General features: G+C 31.7%; 16 protein-coding genes. 7 read left to right on the top strand and 9 right to left on the bottom strand.

Annotated elements, in window-relative coordinates:
- Window positions 1–2: 2 nt before the first annotated feature.
- Window positions 3–2,129, bottom strand: a complete 2,127-nt coding sequence (locus ACFSSE_RS14070) for an FUSC family protein (protein ID WP_379046839.1) — start codon at window positions 2,127–2,129, stop codon at window positions 3–5.
- A gap of 128 nt (window positions 2,130–2,257) precedes the next feature.
- On the opposite strand from ACFSSE_RS14070, the gene ACFSSE_RS14075 reads away from it, so the two are divergent.
- The 3 genes from ACFSSE_RS14075 to ACFSSE_RS14085 all read left to right on the top strand — a co-directional run bounded on the left by ACFSSE_RS14075 (window position 2,258) and on the right by ACFSSE_RS14085 (window position 4,815).
- Window positions 2,258–3,382, top strand: coding sequence for a DEAD/DEAH box helicase (locus ACFSSE_RS14075; protein WP_379046836.1), 1,125 nt, complete (start codon window positions 2,258–2,260; stop codon window positions 3,380–3,382).
- Window positions 3,383–3,393: 11 nt separating this feature from the next.
- Entirely contained in the window at window positions 3,394–4,110 is a 717-nt protein-coding gene (locus tag ACFSSE_RS14080) for a phosphatase PAP2 family protein (protein ID WP_379046833.1), read from the top strand.
- A 255-nt stretch (window positions 4,111–4,365) separates the two neighbouring features.
- The gene (locus ACFSSE_RS14085; RefSeq protein WP_379046830.1) at window positions 4,366–4,815 is read left to right on the top strand and encodes a cold-shock protein; all 450 of its coding nucleotides are present in this window, start codon (window positions 4,366–4,368) and stop codon (window positions 4,813–4,815) included.
- A 261-nt stretch (window positions 4,816–5,076) separates the two neighbouring features.
- On the opposite strand, the gene ACFSSE_RS14090 is transcribed toward ACFSSE_RS14085, so the two are convergent.
- From ACFSSE_RS14090 to mqnE, 3 genes are read right to left on the bottom strand one after another with little or no spacing between them, the layout of a single operon-like run.
- Window positions 5,077–5,814 (bottom strand): menaquinone biosynthetic enzyme MqnA/MqnD family protein, encoded by a 738-nt coding sequence (locus ACFSSE_RS14090; RefSeq protein ID WP_379046827.1) that lies wholly within the window; start codon window positions 5,812–5,814, stop codon window positions 5,077–5,079.
- Window positions 5,815–5,817: 3 nt separating this feature from the next.
- On the bottom strand, window positions 5,818–6,441 hold the full coding sequence (locus tag ACFSSE_RS14095) for a histidine phosphatase family protein (RefSeq protein WP_379046824.1): 624 nt from the start codon (window positions 6,439–6,441) through the stop codon (window positions 5,818–5,820).
- Window positions 6,441–7,637 (bottom strand): aminofutalosine synthase MqnE, encoded by a 1,197-nt coding sequence (gene mqnE, locus ACFSSE_RS14100; RefSeq protein ID WP_379046821.1) that lies wholly within the window; start codon window positions 7,635–7,637, stop codon window positions 6,441–6,443. Before mqnE ends, ACFSSE_RS14095 begins: the two co-directional genes overlap by 1 nt.
- Window positions 7,638–7,743: 106 nt before the next feature.
- On the opposite strand from mqnE, the gene ACFSSE_RS14105 reads away from it, so the two are divergent.
- Window positions 7,744–8,856, top strand: a complete 1,113-nt coding sequence (locus ACFSSE_RS14105; RefSeq protein ID WP_379046818.1) for a trans-sulfuration enzyme family protein — start codon at window positions 7,744–7,746, stop codon at window positions 8,854–8,856.
- A 4-nt stretch (window positions 8,857–8,860) separates the two neighbouring features.
- On the opposite strand, the gene ACFSSE_RS14110 is transcribed toward ACFSSE_RS14105, so the two are convergent.
- Window positions 8,861–9,244, bottom strand: coding sequence for a diacylglycerol kinase family protein (locus ACFSSE_RS14110; protein ID WP_379046815.1), 384 nt, complete (start codon window positions 9,242–9,244; stop codon window positions 8,861–8,863).
- Between the two features lie 149 nt (window positions 9,245–9,393).
- Here ACFSSE_RS14110 and ACFSSE_RS14115 point away from each other — a divergent pair, with 149 nt between their 5' ends.
- Both ACFSSE_RS14115 and ACFSSE_RS14120 read left to right on the top strand, forming a co-directional pair.
- Complete coding sequence (locus tag ACFSSE_RS14115; protein WP_379046812.1) at window positions 9,394–10,704, top strand: cytochrome ubiquinol oxidase subunit I; 1,311 nt, start codon at window positions 9,394–9,396, stop codon at window positions 10,702–10,704.
- A 15-nt stretch (window positions 10,705–10,719) separates the two neighbouring features.
- On the top strand, window positions 10,720–11,733 hold the full coding sequence (locus ACFSSE_RS14120) for a cytochrome d ubiquinol oxidase subunit II (protein WP_379047077.1): 1,014 nt from the start codon (window positions 10,720–10,722) through the stop codon (window positions 11,731–11,733).
- On the opposite strand, the gene bioA is transcribed toward ACFSSE_RS14120, so the two are convergent.
- Genes bioA through ACFSSE_RS14135 form a run of 3 tightly spaced genes read right to left on the bottom strand, consistent with a single transcriptional unit; the run spans window position 11,730 to window position 14,421 of the window.
- Window positions 11,730–12,995 (bottom strand): adenosylmethionine--8-amino-7-oxononanoate transaminase, encoded by a 1,266-nt coding sequence (gene bioA / locus ACFSSE_RS14125; RefSeq protein ID WP_379046809.1) that lies wholly within the window; start codon window positions 12,993–12,995, stop codon window positions 11,730–11,732. The genes ACFSSE_RS14120 and bioA overlap by 4 nt on opposite strands.
- Window positions 12,992–13,444, bottom strand: coding sequence for an NUDIX domain-containing protein (locus tag ACFSSE_RS14130; RefSeq protein ID WP_379046806.1), 453 nt, complete (start codon window positions 13,442–13,444; stop codon window positions 12,992–12,994). The genes bioA and ACFSSE_RS14130 overlap by 4 nt, the downstream gene beginning before the upstream one ends.
- Window positions 13,444–14,421 carry a cation diffusion facilitator family transporter gene (locus ACFSSE_RS14135; RefSeq protein WP_379046804.1) on the bottom strand — a complete coding sequence of 326 codons (978 nt, stop codon included), beginning with the start codon at window positions 14,419–14,421 and terminating at the stop codon, window positions 13,444–13,446. The genes ACFSSE_RS14130 and ACFSSE_RS14135 overlap by 1 nt, the downstream gene beginning before the upstream one ends.
- A gap of 99 nt (window positions 14,422–14,520) precedes the next feature.
- Here ACFSSE_RS14135 and ACFSSE_RS14140 point away from each other — a divergent pair, with 99 nt between their 5' ends.
- Window positions 14,521–15,714: a pyridoxal phosphate-dependent aminotransferase gene (locus tag ACFSSE_RS14140; RefSeq protein ID WP_379046801.1), complete on the top strand. Its 1,194-nt coding sequence runs from the start codon at window positions 14,521–14,523 to the stop codon at window positions 15,712–15,714.
- A gap of 88 nt (window positions 15,715–15,802) precedes the next feature.
- Here the strand turns inward: ACFSSE_RS14140 and ACFSSE_RS14145 are convergent.
- A partial coding sequence (locus ACFSSE_RS14145) for a sensor histidine kinase (RefSeq protein WP_379100985.1) occupies window positions 15,803–16,622 on the bottom strand: 820 nt, incomplete at its 5' end.

The following is a 16,622-nucleotide window of genomic DNA, read 5'->3' on the forward strand; positions in this document are numbered from 1 at the left end:
TTTCATATTCGCTCACTTATTTTAGACAAATCTGCAGATACTTTAGTAATGAGTTCTAATTGTTCTGTTATTTCGCTTTCTGCCTTTTTATCTGATAAATGAATATGAAGTTTAGTTTTTGTGCTTCCTTCCAAATCGCTGTCAATTTTCTCAATTGCTTCTTCTAAATAAAATCTGCTTTTTCTTATTAGTTTAAGTTGTTCTGAATTAATAGTTGCAGAATTTTCTAAAAAACTTGCTGATAAATTAGCTAAATAAGAGGAAAGAATATGATTTAACACTACAAACTTATGAACCTCTTTAATTTTGTGTTGCTTTCTTTTTGGTTCATTCATCATCCTTTGAAAAGCTGCTGCTAAATTTGCAGTATTTACATAAACTTCTTTGCGGGCCAACCTATACTCAGTAACACTAATAGGCAATAAAGATTGTCTTAAAATAATGTGCTCTAAATAACTTAAATTGGCTTTTAACATTTTTGGTAAAAATTTTCTAAACTGTGCCGATTCCCAATCTGGAAATAAAATATAACTTGATATAAAGGCTAAAAATGAACCTATCAGCGTATCTAAAATTCTTTCACTAGCTATAACAGTCGCACTGTCATCAACATTAATAAAACTGAATAATATCAATATAAATGGAGTCATAAATATAACTCCAACAAAATATTTAATTCTAATAAAGCTGTAAGTAATTAACATAAAAACCAGCATAAAAATAAACCTTACGGTTTCATCTTTTATAAATACTAAAATTACTGCTCCAATTATCCCTCCTAAAATGGTGCCTATTACCCGCTCATAGTTTCTTTGTTTGGTGCTGCTAAAACCAGGTTTCATAATTACCAAAATGGTTAAAATTATCCAGTAACTATGTTGACCTAAAGAAAACGCCTGACCCACAAAAAAACCTATTAAGCAAACAATAGCCACACGCAAAGCGTATTTAAATACACTCGATTTAAAGTTTAGATTATTCTTGAAAATTTTCCAATCAAAGCTTTGATGATTTACAAACCTCGATAATTCGGCAGGAGTAGAGCTTGTTCTTAACTCGCTTGTTTCTTTAGAAAAGTAATTATAAACATCTGTAATTCTGTTAAATATATTTCTAAGATTAATCAAAATCTTTTTTAAAATAAGCACAGAAATGCCTTTTGCTTCTAAAGCATCTATTTTATGTTTTAAATCGTCTAAATCTTTTAAAGTTAAAGCATGTTTTTGTGGCTTTTCTTGATGAATTAAACAAAAACCTATGTATTCTATTTCATCAGCTATTTTGTCTATTGTTTCTGCAAATGCAATTAAAATATCCGAATCTTTAAACCTTTCTCTAATGGTGTTATAATCATTATTTGTAGCCATAGTTTGCTCAAATAAGTCAACCATATCCACAAATATCTGAATCATTAATCTACCAGCATTAGTAGATTCATTCATCAATTCCCTGGTTTTAAATAGTGCCTCCCTAGCATTATCCTGCAGTTCATTAACCTTAACTTGCTGGTTAACTAAATCTTTAAAATTTTCTTCAACAGTTACCTCATTCCCATAAAACCTTGCTCTTAAACGCATATAATCCGCAATCTCACTAATGCTTTCGCCTAAAGTTTGTTGTGCGTACCTGTATGGTCTTATGGTTGAGAAAAAAGTACTTAATAAGAAATACCAAATGCCACCACCTAAAATTAAAAACGAATGTTCAAATGGTTTTAAAGAGGTTTTACCGGGTATAATATTTAAAACCATTATTAACAATGCTGCTGTGCCAACAGATGCTGCCCTTGCACCATATACGTAAAACATTGAAAAAAGGAAGCAAAGCACAAATATTTCTATGGCTATTAAATAAATATTTGAGTTAATGAGTGCAGTAAGTAAAGCAGTAAGAAAAATAAAAAACAAGGTATAAGTCATCCCGTTTTTGCGATGCAACCATGGCCCCGGACTGTCAGCTATACTCACACACATAGCGCCCAAAGAAAGTGTTATCCCAATCTCTAAAAAATCAAGATGAAAGAATGTAAAGGCAGGCAAAAGTACGCCCAAGGTGATTTTAACACCATCAGAAAAGTACTGGGTGTACATGAAATTTTTAAAATCATCAATAGGGTTATGCTGTTTCATAAACTAGCTGTAAAATTAATTATTTTTATTTTAACAGGTCATTAAAGGTATTAATTCGTATTTTAATACTCCATAAATAAAAGCACCATTATTTTATTAATATCTTTGTGCTTTTAAAAATTAAAATATTGAACAATTTCCAAGAATTAGGCATTGAAAATCAGTTTATTCAAGCACTAACAGAAAATAACATTATAACTCCAACAGAAATCCAACAAAAGGCTATTCCTTTCTTATTAGCTACCGGAACTGATTTTATTGGGCAAGCGCAAACGGGTACTGGTAAAACTGCAGCTTATGGTTTGCCAATTTTACAACATGTTAATCCAGATTTAAAGCAAATACAAGCTTTGGTAATTAGCCCAACCAGAGAGTTAGCGCAACAAATTGCTAAACAACTTTTTAAGTTCACAAAATACGCTGATAAAAAGATTTTTACTGAAGCTGTTTATGGAGGAGAAAAAATTGACGTTCAAATAGGCAAGTTAAGAAGACCCACACATATTGTAGTTTCAACGCCAGGGCGTTTAATTGATTTATTAGAGCGCAATGCTATAAATTTAGAGAACGTTAAAACTGTAGTTTTAGATGAAGCCGACGAAATGTTAAGTATGGGCTTTAAAGCCGATGTAGATAAGATTTTAGGTTATACAAACAGCAAAAAATGCAATACTTGGCTATTTTCTGCAACTATGCCGGGTGCATTAAAAGAAATTATCGAACAATTTTTAGCGGAAGATGCTTTTAAAGTTGAAATTTCTAAAGAACATATTGTAAACCAAGCCATTGCTCACCAATATTTAATTGCTGATATCAAAGATAAAGTAAATGTTTTATCGAGATTTTTAACTCAGCAGGAGGATAGGAGAGGCATCATATTTTGTAGAACCAAAGCAGGTGCGCAAACTTTAGAAAAGCAATTAAAAGCTAAAAATATATCGGCAGAAGCTATACACGGAGATTTAGGTCAAAGAGATAGAGACAGAGTGATGCGTTTATTTAAATCAAAAAGATTGCAAATTTTGATTGCTACCGATATTTCTGCCAGAGGTATTGATGTTGATAATTTAGCTTACGTTTTACATTATCAACTGCCAGACCAGTTAGAATATTATACCCATAGGAGTGGACGTACAGCCAGAGCTGGAAAGCAAGGATTTTCAATTGCCTTTGTTGCGCCATCAGAATTGTCTAAAATCAATGATATTGAAAGAGAGCTTAAAATTTCTTTTGAAAAGGTTGACGCTATTTAATCTTTTACTGCTTGAGAAAACTTACCGAGCTTTTAAAGCAATATATTAATGATTACAAATTAGTACCACAATATAGCACTATACTTTTTGCTTTTATGGTAATGATTGTAAGCTTAATTTGTTTTTTTTCGATCACAGATTTAGTTACAGATAATGAATTAAAGCATTATGACGATGTTGTAATTGCACATATTATTGCAGAACGTACACCAAACCTTACAGCCTTTATGAAAAGTATGACTTTTATTGGCAACTCGGTTGGTTATTTCTTATTGGTTCCAATAGTTACAGTTTTCTTTATTATAAGAAAGAACTGGCGTATATCCTTAGAAATCACAATAGTTCTCATCCTGTCATCAGGCTTAAATGTAGTTTTAAAACGCATCATAAGTAGGCCAAGACCACCGGAAATTAACAGATTGGTATTTGCCGATTTCACAAGTTTCCCAAGCGGACACGCTATGAGTGCAATAACTTTTTACGGCTTTATTATTTATTTGAGCTATCTTTTGATTAAAAAATACTGGTTAAAATACAGCGTAATTATTATTTGCTGCTTAATGGTTTTGTTAATAGGCTTTAGTAGAGTTTATTTAGGTGTTCACTATCCATCAGATATATTAGCTGGTTATTTTGCTGGAATTGCTTGGTTAATGTTTTGCATTATTATTTTAAATTTGATTACACTTCGTAAATTAAAGATTGAAAATTCAAGTAAGTTAACCTAGCTACATTCTTGCATTAATTTTAAAATTGTTATATTTGTGAAATTCAAAAGCATTTCAAACTCTTCGGCAAATTTGTAATTAGTTTTTTATACAAGAAAAATATTATTTTTTCTCTGAGAACTGTTTAAAAATAGCCTTAAAAGCATTTAGCCTTTCAATTTCATTATTGATTATTCAATATCTAATTGACTTCAGAAGCTTAATCTTAATGCTTTGAATTAACAATATTCAGATTTAAAAAAGAAAAAATAACGAATGGCCAGATCACAAGAAACATTTAGTAAAAAAGAAAATGAAAAAAAACGCTTAAAGAAAAGACAAGAGAAGCAACAAAAAAAGGAAGAACGTAAAGAAAGTTCTACTGGTGGCGAATTAGAAAACATGATGGCGTATGTAGATGAGTACGGAAACATTACCGATACTCCACCAGATCCAATCCGTAAGAAAAAAGAAATTGATGCCAGTACAATAGAAATTGGCATACCTAAGCAAGAAGCAGAAGATTTAACAGCTACTAAAAAAGGTAAAATTGAATTTTTTAACGATGCTAAAGGTTTTGGTTTTATTAAAGAAGACAGTACGCAAGAAAAGTTTTTTGTACATGTTAACGGTTTAACCGAAGAAGTTAGAGAAGGCGATAAAGTGAGCTTCGAACTTGAGAAAGGCATGAAAGGCATGAATGCCGTTAACGTTAAAAGAATATAATTATCATCGGGCTAAAAGAAATTTTAGCCCGAATTTTTTATTGCTTCATTTCATACAATCTCGTTTCTGAGTTTTGTATAATTACAAATAATTATAATTATTGTGTATTATTTTTTGATACTGCTGATTCCTATCTCATCAGCTTAGTATAATTATGTTTGAAATACGGGTTATTTTGAAATTATAGTTATGTCTTATAATTAATATTATGTTAAGTAAAGTATTTCCAAATATTGCACTATTTTACTTAATTGCTGTTGTTTACAATTCTTTAATCAATCTATGAAACAATTTTAACGCTTCTCTTTTGCTCTCAGTTAAACGATAATCAATTTTATGCATTAGGTAATCAACCAAATCAAAGTCAGATCGCATTTCCATGTTTTCAAAAATCTTTAATCTATTGGCTAAACCAAATTTTAAAGCATCGTTAAGTTTGACGATAAAATCATCACTTAATTTTTTATTACTTACCCAAGCGGCAAATACAAATTCTAATCCAGTAAAATTTTTCCATTCGGCTGCTAAGTCGTAAACAAAAGAATGCTTATTAACTTGTCCAAAGGTACGATCGCCAATTTGTACAAATGCAGTTTTTGGATGTGTTGATCTTCCGTATTCTTTAGCTTTATAAACTAATTCTGGTTCTAACTTCCAATAGTTTTTTAATAAAACTAAAGCTAAATTATTTGATGATTTTGACTGCGGATCTAACTGAAGGTATTTAATATCTTTTAATGCGCAATTACTAAATATAAAAACAGAATTTACAGCTCCGTTTGCACCAATACAATAATCAGAAATAATATGGTATTCTGGCAAATCTAATATTGCGGCTACAGGAATTAAACCAATATCAACCATATTATTTATCAATTTTTCTGCACATACTGCCGGGTAATCCAAACTTAAATCAATATCTTTTTTAATTGGTGCATGCTGCAATCCATAAATAAACGGGACGGTATTGGTATAACTTACTGCAGAAATTTTAATCATATATTATTGCAAATGTGTTAAACTGTTAAAAGTTTTCATCGTAAAATTTTCTCCATCATAATCTAAAATATATAATGAAGTATTTTGGTGCGGATACTCATCCATGTGATTAAAAGAACGGTTCATTAATTGGCACATCAATAAACGCATTGCTCTGCCATGCATGCAAATTAAAACAGTTTCTTCATTTTCTTGCGCTAAAATATGTTGTATTGCAGCAATTTGGCGGGTATTTACTTCATTTGGGCTCTCCCCTCCTACAGTTTTCGAGTTATAATCGCCCAAAGCCCAATCTTTTATTAATTGTTCAAAAGCTATTCTTAACTCTGGAGTACTTTTTTTGCCTTCATATTCGCCCCAAGCTAATTCATCCAAGCCTTCCAATTGTTCCCAAGCTAAACCCTCCTTAATAAAATGAGCAACAGTTTGGTGGGTTCGTTTTAATTTTGATGTATAAACTTTATCAAAAGATATATTTTTGTACATTTTGTAAAAAGCCTCACCTTGAGCAATTCCTGTTTCATTCAAATCAGAATCAATTCCCCTACCTTGTACAATCCCGTTTTTATTCAAATCTGTTTCGCCATGGCGAATAATATATAATCTTTTACTTTTTTGCTTACTCATTAATTATTTATAACTGGAAGTGCATAGTATTTTGGTTTTACTTCATCAGCAAATTCCACATTTTCGTAATCCGTTACCACATTATATAAAGTATCTCTTTCAATTGGTTTACGCCCAACATCTTTTATCAACTTTACTAAATCTTTTGTGCTCATTGCTGGGTGTTGCTCTTCAGCACCAGCCATACTATATATTTTAGTGGTATCATCTAAAGTACCATCTATATCATCAACACCAAAGTTTAAAGATAATTGGGCGGTACTACGGCTTATCATAGCCCAATATGCTTTTATGTGATCAAAATTGTCAAGGTAAATTCTGGAAATGGCGTAATTTCTTAAATCTTCCACCACAGTAGATTCAGGCACATTAGACATTTGGTTATCCTGATTTCTAAATTTTAAAGGAATAAATGTTTGGAAGCCGCCAGTTTTATCTTGTAAATCTCTTAAACGCTGTAAGTGATCTATTCTATGTTCAAAAGTTTCTATATGTCCATAAAGCATGGTAGCGTTTGATCGCATTCCTAATTTATGCCATTCTTCATGTATTTGCAACCACTGGTCGGCATTGCATTTATCTTTAGCAATTTGATTCCTAATATCTGGATGAAAAATTTCTGCTCCGCCGCCAGGCATAGATTCTAAACCTGCTTCTTTCATCATTTTCATACCAGTAGCATAATCAACTTTAGCTTTTTTAAATATGTAATGATACTCTACCGGAGTTAAAGCTTTAACATGTAAATCTGGACGGTGTTTCTTTATCGCAGTGAACAAATTCATATAAAAATCCATATCGTACTGAGGTAAAACACCTCCTACTATATGTGCTTCGGTAACAGGTTGGTCATCATAAGATTTAACAATGTTAAGCATCTCATCCATAGTGTATTCCCATCCCTCACTTCTTTCTTTAATTAAAACAGAATAGGAGCAAAATTTGCAATCGTAAACACAAAGATTAGTGGGTTCTATATGGAAATTTCGATTAAAATAAGTGTTATTACCGTGACGTTTTTCTCTGATATAATTTGCCAAAACACCTAAGTATGATAAATCGGCAGTTTGGTATAAATGTACGCCTTCGTCAAAAGTAATCCGTTCGTTATTTTTTACCTTTTGGGCAATTTCACGATGTTGATTGCTTAAATTTTTATTGTTGAATAAAGTTTCTAGCTGATTTGCTGAATCCATAAATATTAGAATTTTGTCAAAAATAGCAAAAAGGCTATTTAATTGCGTTTAATAAATGTAAAACAACAATGATTATATTATGTTTGAATAAATAAAGATTATTAAGATGAAGATTGAGACCATAGCCATCCATGCCGGAAACCAAAGTGATAAAAGTACTAATGCTGTAATTCAGCCACTTACCTTATCAACTACGTTTGAAAGAGGTGAAAATGGAGATTATCCGGGTGGTTTTATTTATTCAAGAGCTGCTAATCCAAATCGTAAGGTTTTAGAAAATGTTTTAGCTAAACTTGAAGGTGGTATTGATGCCTGTGCTTTTTCGTCTGGTAATGCTGCTGGAATGTCTGTTTTTCAAGCTTTAGAACCGGGTAGTCATATTATTTGCCCAGATGATATGTATCACGGTTTAAGAAATCAATTGAAACTAATGTTTAATGGTATTTTAACTTTTGATTTTATTGATTTCACAGATATCGAATTGATATTTAACACCATTAAAAGAGAAACAAAATTGATTTGGGCAGAAACTCCATCAAATCCTTTATTGAAACTTTGTGATATTGCAACTGTAGCTCACATTGCAAAGGAGCACCAGCTTACATTTGTGGTTGATAATACATTTGCCTCTCCTATTTGCCAACAACCTTTAAGCTTAGGGGCTGATATAGTGATGCATTCAACAACTAAATTTTTAAATGGACATAGTGATGTATCTGGTGGTGCATTAATTACCAAAGAAGACACTGAGTTTTGGCAAAAAATAAAAATTGTACAAGGTTATGGTGGCGCAATCCCCTCTCCTTTTGATTGTTATTTAGTGACTAGAGGTATTAAAACTTTACCTTACCGTATGCGTGGGCATGTTGAAAATGCTACAAAATTAGCTAATTTCTTAGACAATCATCCAGCAGTTTCAGAAGTATATTACCCAGGATTAGTATCTCATCCTCAGCATGATTTAGCTAAACAGCAAATGCTTTCTTATGGCGGTATGCTTTCTTTTTTATTAAAAGATGGCGAAGAAAAAGCCCGACAAGTAGTTAATGGATTAAAAATATTTACCCAAGCTACTAGTTTAGGTGGAGTTGAAAGTTTGATAGAACACCGTTATTCTGTTGAAGGACCAGATACAAAAACTCCAAAAAATTTATTGAGAGTTTCTGTAGGTTTAGAACATATTGATGATTTAATAAATGATTTAAATGAGGTACTTTAAAATACTAAAAATTAAATTGTTGTAATATTTTAGGTAAAAAAATTATTAAGCCTATTACTATAGCCATTAAAGCACTTATTAATACTGCTAAGGCGGCTAAATCTTTAATTTTCTTAATTTTCGAGTTTTCCGTTGTGCAAATAAAATCAGCTATTTTCTCAATACTTGTGTTTAAAATTTCGGTGATAAAAACTATAGCAATTGCAAAAACAATAATTATCCACTCTGTTTTATTAAGCCCAAAATAGAAACCGGATAAAATAACCAAAAGCGTAAAAAATAAATGTAAGCGAGCATTATGCTCTGTTTTTATAAACTCTTTAAAACCATCAAAAGCATATTTAAAACTTTGCAATCTGGCTGTGATGGAGAATTTTTGAGGTTTCATGGTTTAAAGATAAAAGAATTAGATATTCCTAAAAAATGAATACAAAATGAATCTCAATTCATAATCACTATAAATAAAAAGAACGTCTTGATAATTTAATGCAAATCATTGTTTATGATTAGTTTTGTTACACAATAAAATCGTAATAAATGGATGACTTTTTAGCTGCTCGTTCGCAAATGGCCTTATCCTTAGGCTTTCATATCATATTTTCTTGTATTGGTATGGTTATGCCTTTTTTTATGGCTGTCTCACATTACCTGTATCTAAAAACAAATAAAATAGTTTATAGAAATATCACAAATGCTTGGAGCAAGGGCGTTGCTATATTTTTTGCTACTGGCGCAGTATCAGGTACAGTTTTATCTTTCGAATTAGGTTTATTATGGCCTAAGTTTATGCTACATGCTGGCCCAATTTTCGGGATGCCATTTTCTTTAGAAGGAACTGCCTTTTTTATTGAAGCAATTGCTTTAGGCTTCTTTCTTTACGGTTGGGATAGGTTTAACAAATGGTTTCATTGGTTTACAGGCGTTGTTGTTGGTGTTAGTGGATTGCTGTCAGGAATTTTAGTAGTGGCTGCAAATGCTTGGATGAACAGCCCAACAGGATTTGATTACATAGACGGCAAATATTTAAATATAGATCCAATTGCAGCAATGTTTAACGATGCGTGGTTTTCGCAAGCTTTACACATGTGCATTGCGGCATTTGCAGCAACAGGTTTTGCGGTTGCTGGCGTACATTCTTTAATGATTTTGAAAAAACAGAGTATAGATTTTCATACCAAGTCTTTTAAAATTGCGGCTATTTTTGGGACTATTGCTGCTGTGCTTCAACCTTTAAGTGGCGATATATCTGCAAAGTTTGTTGCAAAAAACCAGCCTGCAAAATTAGCGGCAATGGAAGCTCATTTTGAAACAGAAAAATCTGCATCATTAATAATTGGTGGTATTCCAAATATCGAAGAGAAAAAAGTAGATTATGCAATTAAAATCCCGGGGGTGCTAAGCTTTATGGCTCATGGCGATTTTAACGCTAAAGTAACAGGTTTAAATGATATCCCAAAAGAAAACCAACCTCCAGTAGCAATCACACATTATGCGTTTCAAATTATGGTTGGTATTGGCATGTTACTAATGGCAATTTCGTTAGCATATTTTATTGCGCTTTGGAAAAAGAAAAATTGGTTGCAGCAAAAATGGTTACTCCAATTGTTTGTATTAGCTACTCCATTAGGTTTTATAGCCGTTGAAGCAGGCTGGACAGTTACCGAAGTTGGTCGCCAACCATGGATTATTAAAGGCATTATGCGAACAGCAGATGCAGTAACGCCTATGCCCGGAATTGCTTATTCCTTTTACCTGTTTAGTGCAGTGTATGTTTCTCTTTCTATTATAGTTGCATTTATGCTTTATCGCCAAATAAAAATGGTTCCTAAACTATATGATTTACCTTAAACTCCTAAAAGAATGATGTTATATGTAGTGATGTTTTTTTTATGGACAGCCATTTTACTCTATTTAATTTTAGGTGGAGCAGATTTTGGTGCTGGTATTCTAGAACTTTTTACATCAGATAAGAATAAAAGTAAAACCAGAAAAACAATGTATAGAGCTATTGGTCCTATCTGGGAAGCCAACCACATGTGGTTAATTATTGCCATAGTTATACTTTTTGTGGGCTTTCCTAGCATTTATACCACCATGTCAACCTATATGCATATTCCTTTATTGCTGATGTTGTTAGGGATTATTGCCAGAGGTACTGCCTTTACATTTAGGCATTATGATGCAGTTAAGGATGAAATGCAGCATATCTACAATAAAATATTTGTGTACTCTAGTTTTATTACTCCGCTGTTTTTAGGGATAATAGCTGGTGGAACTGTTGCAAGAAGAATTGATACTGATGCAAACAACTTTGTAGATGCATATGTGATGAGCTGGTTTAATGTTTTTTCTTTTAGTGTTGGCTTATTTACTGTGGCCATCTGTGGTTTTTTAGCGGCAGTTTTTATTATTGGACAAACAACCGATGAAACAGAAAAACAACGTTTTATTAAGAAAGCTAAATTTTTTAATGTTGCAGCTGTAATTGCTGGTGGTTTGGTTTTTTTAGCTTCGGTTTACGAAAAAATCCCATTAATAAATTGGGTCTTTGATAATACGGTTGGTGTAGTCGCTTTTACATTAGCAACCATATCTGTAGTTATATTATGGATGATTTGGAACAGCAAATACACCAATATAATGCGAGTTTTGGCGGGTTTCCAAGTTACTATGATTTTATTGATCACCACTTGGAAACATTACCCAAACATTGTTTTATTGAAAAACGGCAATCATCTTTCTTTATTAGAAGAACAAGGAAATGCTAAAACTATTGAAGCCTTAGGTTGGGCTTTATTATTAGGGAGTATTTTTATTTTACCAACCTTAGTTTATTTAATTTACAGCTTTCAAAAGAAAAGCCCTAAAACAGCTTAGAATTTATTTAAAGCGGCTTTAATTTCATTGTAAATATAATCTAAATCATCATTTGATATACAGTACGGAGGCATTATGTAAATGATATTACCCAAAGGACGCAGAATAATTCCTTTACTTAAAAAGTGATTATAAAGGGTGTCTCTTATGTTGTTAAAGTAAGAAGTTCCTTCTACATTCCATTCTAACACCACAATTGTACCACATTGTCTTGATTTTTTAACTCTTGGATGCAATTTTATTTGCTCTAAAAATTGAGCGTGTTTTGCGGATATTCTATCTAAATTTTGCTGCGTTTCTGCTTGCATTAAAATATCGAAACTGGCATTTGCTGCTGCGCAAGCTACTGGGTTTGCTGTAAATGAATGCCCATGAAATAAGGTTTTTAGTTTATCATCTGATAAAAAAGCATCGTAAATTTCTTGTGTACAAGATGTAATACCTAAAGGCATTGTGCCGCCTGTTAATCCTTTAGAAAAACACATCAAATCTGCTTTATTAAGTAAGTGGTCTGATGCAAAAAGTTTTCCTGTACGCCCAAAGCCAGTCATTACCTCATCTGCAATGGTTAAAACATTTTCATTTCGGCAATGCTTAATTAATTCATCTAAATATTTAGCTTCATACATCAACATCCCACCAGCACCTTGAACTAAAGGTTCAAAAATAAAGCAAGCTAATTGAGATTTGTGTTTTGAGATTTGAGATTTGAGATATGAAATATTCTCTTCGTTAGGTAAATCAATAAATTCTACATCAAATAATAAAGTGTCAAAAGGAGCTGTAAAAGCACTTCTTCCGCTTACTGCCATTGCACCAAATGTATCGCCATGGTAAGCATTATTAAAGGCTAATATTTTAGTTCTTTTTTCTGCTTTATTATTCCAAAACTGTAAGCACATTTTAATAGCAACCTCAACAGCTGTTGACCCGTTGTCAGAGAAAAATATTTTAGCTTGATTTTTGGGAATAATACTCAATAAATTCTCGGCCAGGTTTACAGCTTGCGGATGCGTAAAGCCTGCGAAAATTACATGTTCTAATGTTTGCAGCTGTTCAAATACCTTTTGAGCAATGTATGGATGGCTATGTCCATGAATATTTACCCACCAAGATGAAACTGCATCAATAATTTTTTCACCAGTTTCTGTAAATAAATAAACACCTTCTCCCTTTACAATAGCAATTGGTTTGTCCGCCGTTTTCATTTGAGTGTATGGATGCCAAATGGTATTTAAATCTTTTTCAACTATATTACTCATAAAAACTTATTATTCAATAATTTAACTACATGTTTATCAACAGGAAATGTAAGTGAATTATCAGATAATTCATCAATAGCTACAAACCTAAAACATTGCTTACTTATTCCATCTTGACCATCAAAATCATACTGGCAATTGGAGATTTTAAAAAGCATTTCTCCAATCGGTTTAACCAAATAATAAACAGAAATTAACTGGCCGCCACCAAAAACAGATTCTACAAAAAAATCTGTGGTGTAAAAATGTTCTGTTACTTCAATTGCTAAATCGCATTCTTCAATAAATTCTCTTTTTAGCGCATCTTTTAAACCTTCGCCAAATTCTAAGCCTCCACCAGGGAATTTTATAAAACGAACTCCGTTAATTTCTTCATCGCTTAATAAAATCTGGTTATTATTATTAATTAATAAACCATAAACCCTAATGTTAAATTTATTATCACTCATTATTGTTCAAAATGTTTTTGATTTTTAGTTACATTATCTAAACGCCATGTTATGATTTTAGTTTGTGGTTCTTGCCTTACATTGCAATTTTCTAAACTACAATAATGGCAACATTTTGGTAAGCATGGGTCTGCATGAATAAAAAACTCTGTTTGGTCGTTTATATTTTTACTAATTAAATCATCAATATTTGAAACCTCTTGATGTACCCTGTTTAAATCGAAATAATACGGTAAAGTAACATGGCAATCTATATGAATATCAGCACCATAATGTTGCATTCTTAAATTATGAATATCAATCCAGCTTGGCTGCCTATTTTGATTTAGGTAACTTACTAAGCCAGTTAAGGCTTTTAAGTCAGACTCATCCATTAAGCCACCTACAGACTTGCGAGTTAAGCGATAACCATTGTAAATGATAAAAAATCCTAAAGCTATGGAGATAACAGAATCAAGATAATTTAAATTTGTAAAATAGATTAATATCAAACCTAAAACCAATCCAAAACTACTAATAGCATCAGTTATTAAGTGCTTACCATCTGCTTGTATAGTGATAGAATTTAATGTTTTGCTTTTTGCAATTAAGTACCAACCTAACAAGCCATTTACTAATCCTGTAAAGCCAATTATGAGTGTTCCGTCTAAAATTTGTACTATATTTTGAGGATAAATTAAATTAAAAACAGATTTAATAATAATTACTAAACCAGCAATAATGATGAGTGTACCCTCAACAAAAGCAGAAAAAAACTCAATTTTACCATGTCCGTATGGATGGTTTTTATCTTTTGGCATTGCCGCTAAATAAACGCTATAAAAAGCAAAACCACTAGCTAATACATTAACAATACTCTCTGCTGCATCTGTTAAAATTGCATTTGAATGTGTTATAAAGTAAGCAAGAAACTTTAATAGCATTAATACAATGCTTATTAAAAGAGAGGCAAGAATAATTTTTAGTTTTGGCTGCAAAGTAAATTTTGTAATTATTTTTAATTTACAAACTTATAGATTTTAGATTCCATTACCTCATAAAAACAATTTTTATATATTTGCGGTTCAACTTAAACCATGAGTATTTTATCAAATAGAATCAATAATCTGGCAGAGTCCCAGACTATTAAAATGGCCAAATTAGGCCGAGAACTTTCTGCAAAAGGAATCAATGTAATCAACTTGAGTTTTGGTGAGCCTGATTTCCATACTCCGCAATTTATTAAGGACGCTGCGGTTGAAGCTATGGAAAAAAATTTCACCTACTATACTCCAGTTTCTGGTTACCCAGATTTAAGAAAAGCAATTGCTGACAAGTTAAAAAGAGAAAACAATTTAGATTATAATTTTGATCAAATTGTTGTTTCTACAGGTGCAAAACAAGCTTTAGCTAATGCCTTAATGGTAATGCTTAATCCGGGTGATGAGGTTATTATACCTACTCCTTACTGGGTTTCTTACTCAGAAATGGTAAAATTAGCTGAAGGAGAATCTGTGTATATTAACGCCACTGCAGAAAATAACTTCAAAATTACTGCTGCAGAATTAGAAGCCGCAATTACTCCGAAAACTAAAATGTTTATGTTTTCTTCTCCTTGTAATCCTACAGGTAGTGTTTATAGCAGAGAAGAGCTAGCAGCATTAGTTGCAGTTTTTGAAAAACACCCAAACATTTACATTTTATCTGACGAGATTTATGAGCACATCAATTTTATTGGTGGTCATGTTTCTATAGCTGAGTTTGCATCTGTAAAAGACAGAACTATTTTAGTAAATGGTTTTTCTAAAGCTTACGCAATGACGGGTTGGAGAATTGGCTATTTAGCTGCTCCAAAAGAGATTTCTGACGCTGCTGACAAACTACAAGGCCAAATTACTTCTGGAACTTGTTCTATTACCCAAAAAGCTGGTGTTGCTGCTTTAAATGGTGGTTTAAAAGAAGTACATGAAATGCGTGATGCTTTTTTAAAAAGAAGAGGAATTGTTTACGATTTATTGAGCAAAATTGAAGGTGTAAAAGTTAATTTACCAGATGGTGCTTTTTACTTTTTCCCAGATGTTTCTTCTTTCTTTGGAAAATCTGTAAATGGTGCAACTTTAAACAATGCCGAAGATATTTCTTTATATCTTTTAAATACTGCACATGTATCTACAGTAACTGGTGAAGCATTTGGTAACGAAAAATGTATCAGAATTTCTTACGCTGCATCTGAAGATGAGTTAAAAGAAGCCTGCAAAAGAATTGCAGAAGCATTGAATAACTTAAAATAATTATAAAAAAAGGTTCGGTAAAATTAATTATCGAACCTTATTTTGTCTTATCTAGTAAGAAGCTATATCCATATTGTAAAAATCACATTTAGCTTTTGAAAGTAATTATGAATTTTGCTCCTTCATTTTTCTTGCTTTCAATGGTGATATCCCCACCCATATCAGTAATATGTTTTTTTACTAAAAACAAACCTACGCCTTTCGCATCTTTATTGCCATGAAATGTTTGGTTTAACCCAAATATTTTATTTTTAAAACGTTCTAAGTCTAGACCTATTCCTTTATCAGATACTTCTAATTGCTTTATATTACCATTACAAATGGTTTTGAAAGTAATTTGAGGATCAGATTTAGGTTTTTTATATTTGAGCGCATTGGTTAATAAATTTAACAAAACGCTTTCAAAATAACTTTTATTAAAATCTATTTTATCAAACGCTGTAAAATCTTGTTCTATTTTAGCATTATTTTGATTAATTAAACCACTAACAGATTGAATTACAATGTTTAAACATTCACTAATTCTTATTTCTTGAATATTTAATTGAGGATGGGTTTCTTTTTTAACCAACTCATTAATATATTCTTCCAAAGTAGCACTAACCTTTTGGGTTGATTTTTTTATTAGGTTAATGATGTTTAATGTGTCTTTATTTTCTATTTCAGAATAATCTATCAAATCAAATAATCCCAAAATATTTGCTACCGGCGATCTTAAATTATGAGAAGCCATACGAGCAAAATTTTCTAAATCTTGATTAATTTTTGATATTTCTGCAAATAGCTCCTCTTTTTGGTTTTCTAACTGTTTTCTTTGGGTTACATTTTTTGCTATAGCAAAACATAACTGTCCGAACAAATAATATACAAAAAAGGCCTGTATAATTCTAATTTTGAGTTGCGAAACC

The sequence above is a fragment of the Pedobacter alpinus genome (assembly GCF_042684645.1).
GTDB lineage: Bacteria > Bacteroidota > Bacteroidia > Sphingobacteriales > Sphingobacteriaceae > Pseudopedobacter > Pseudopedobacter alpinus.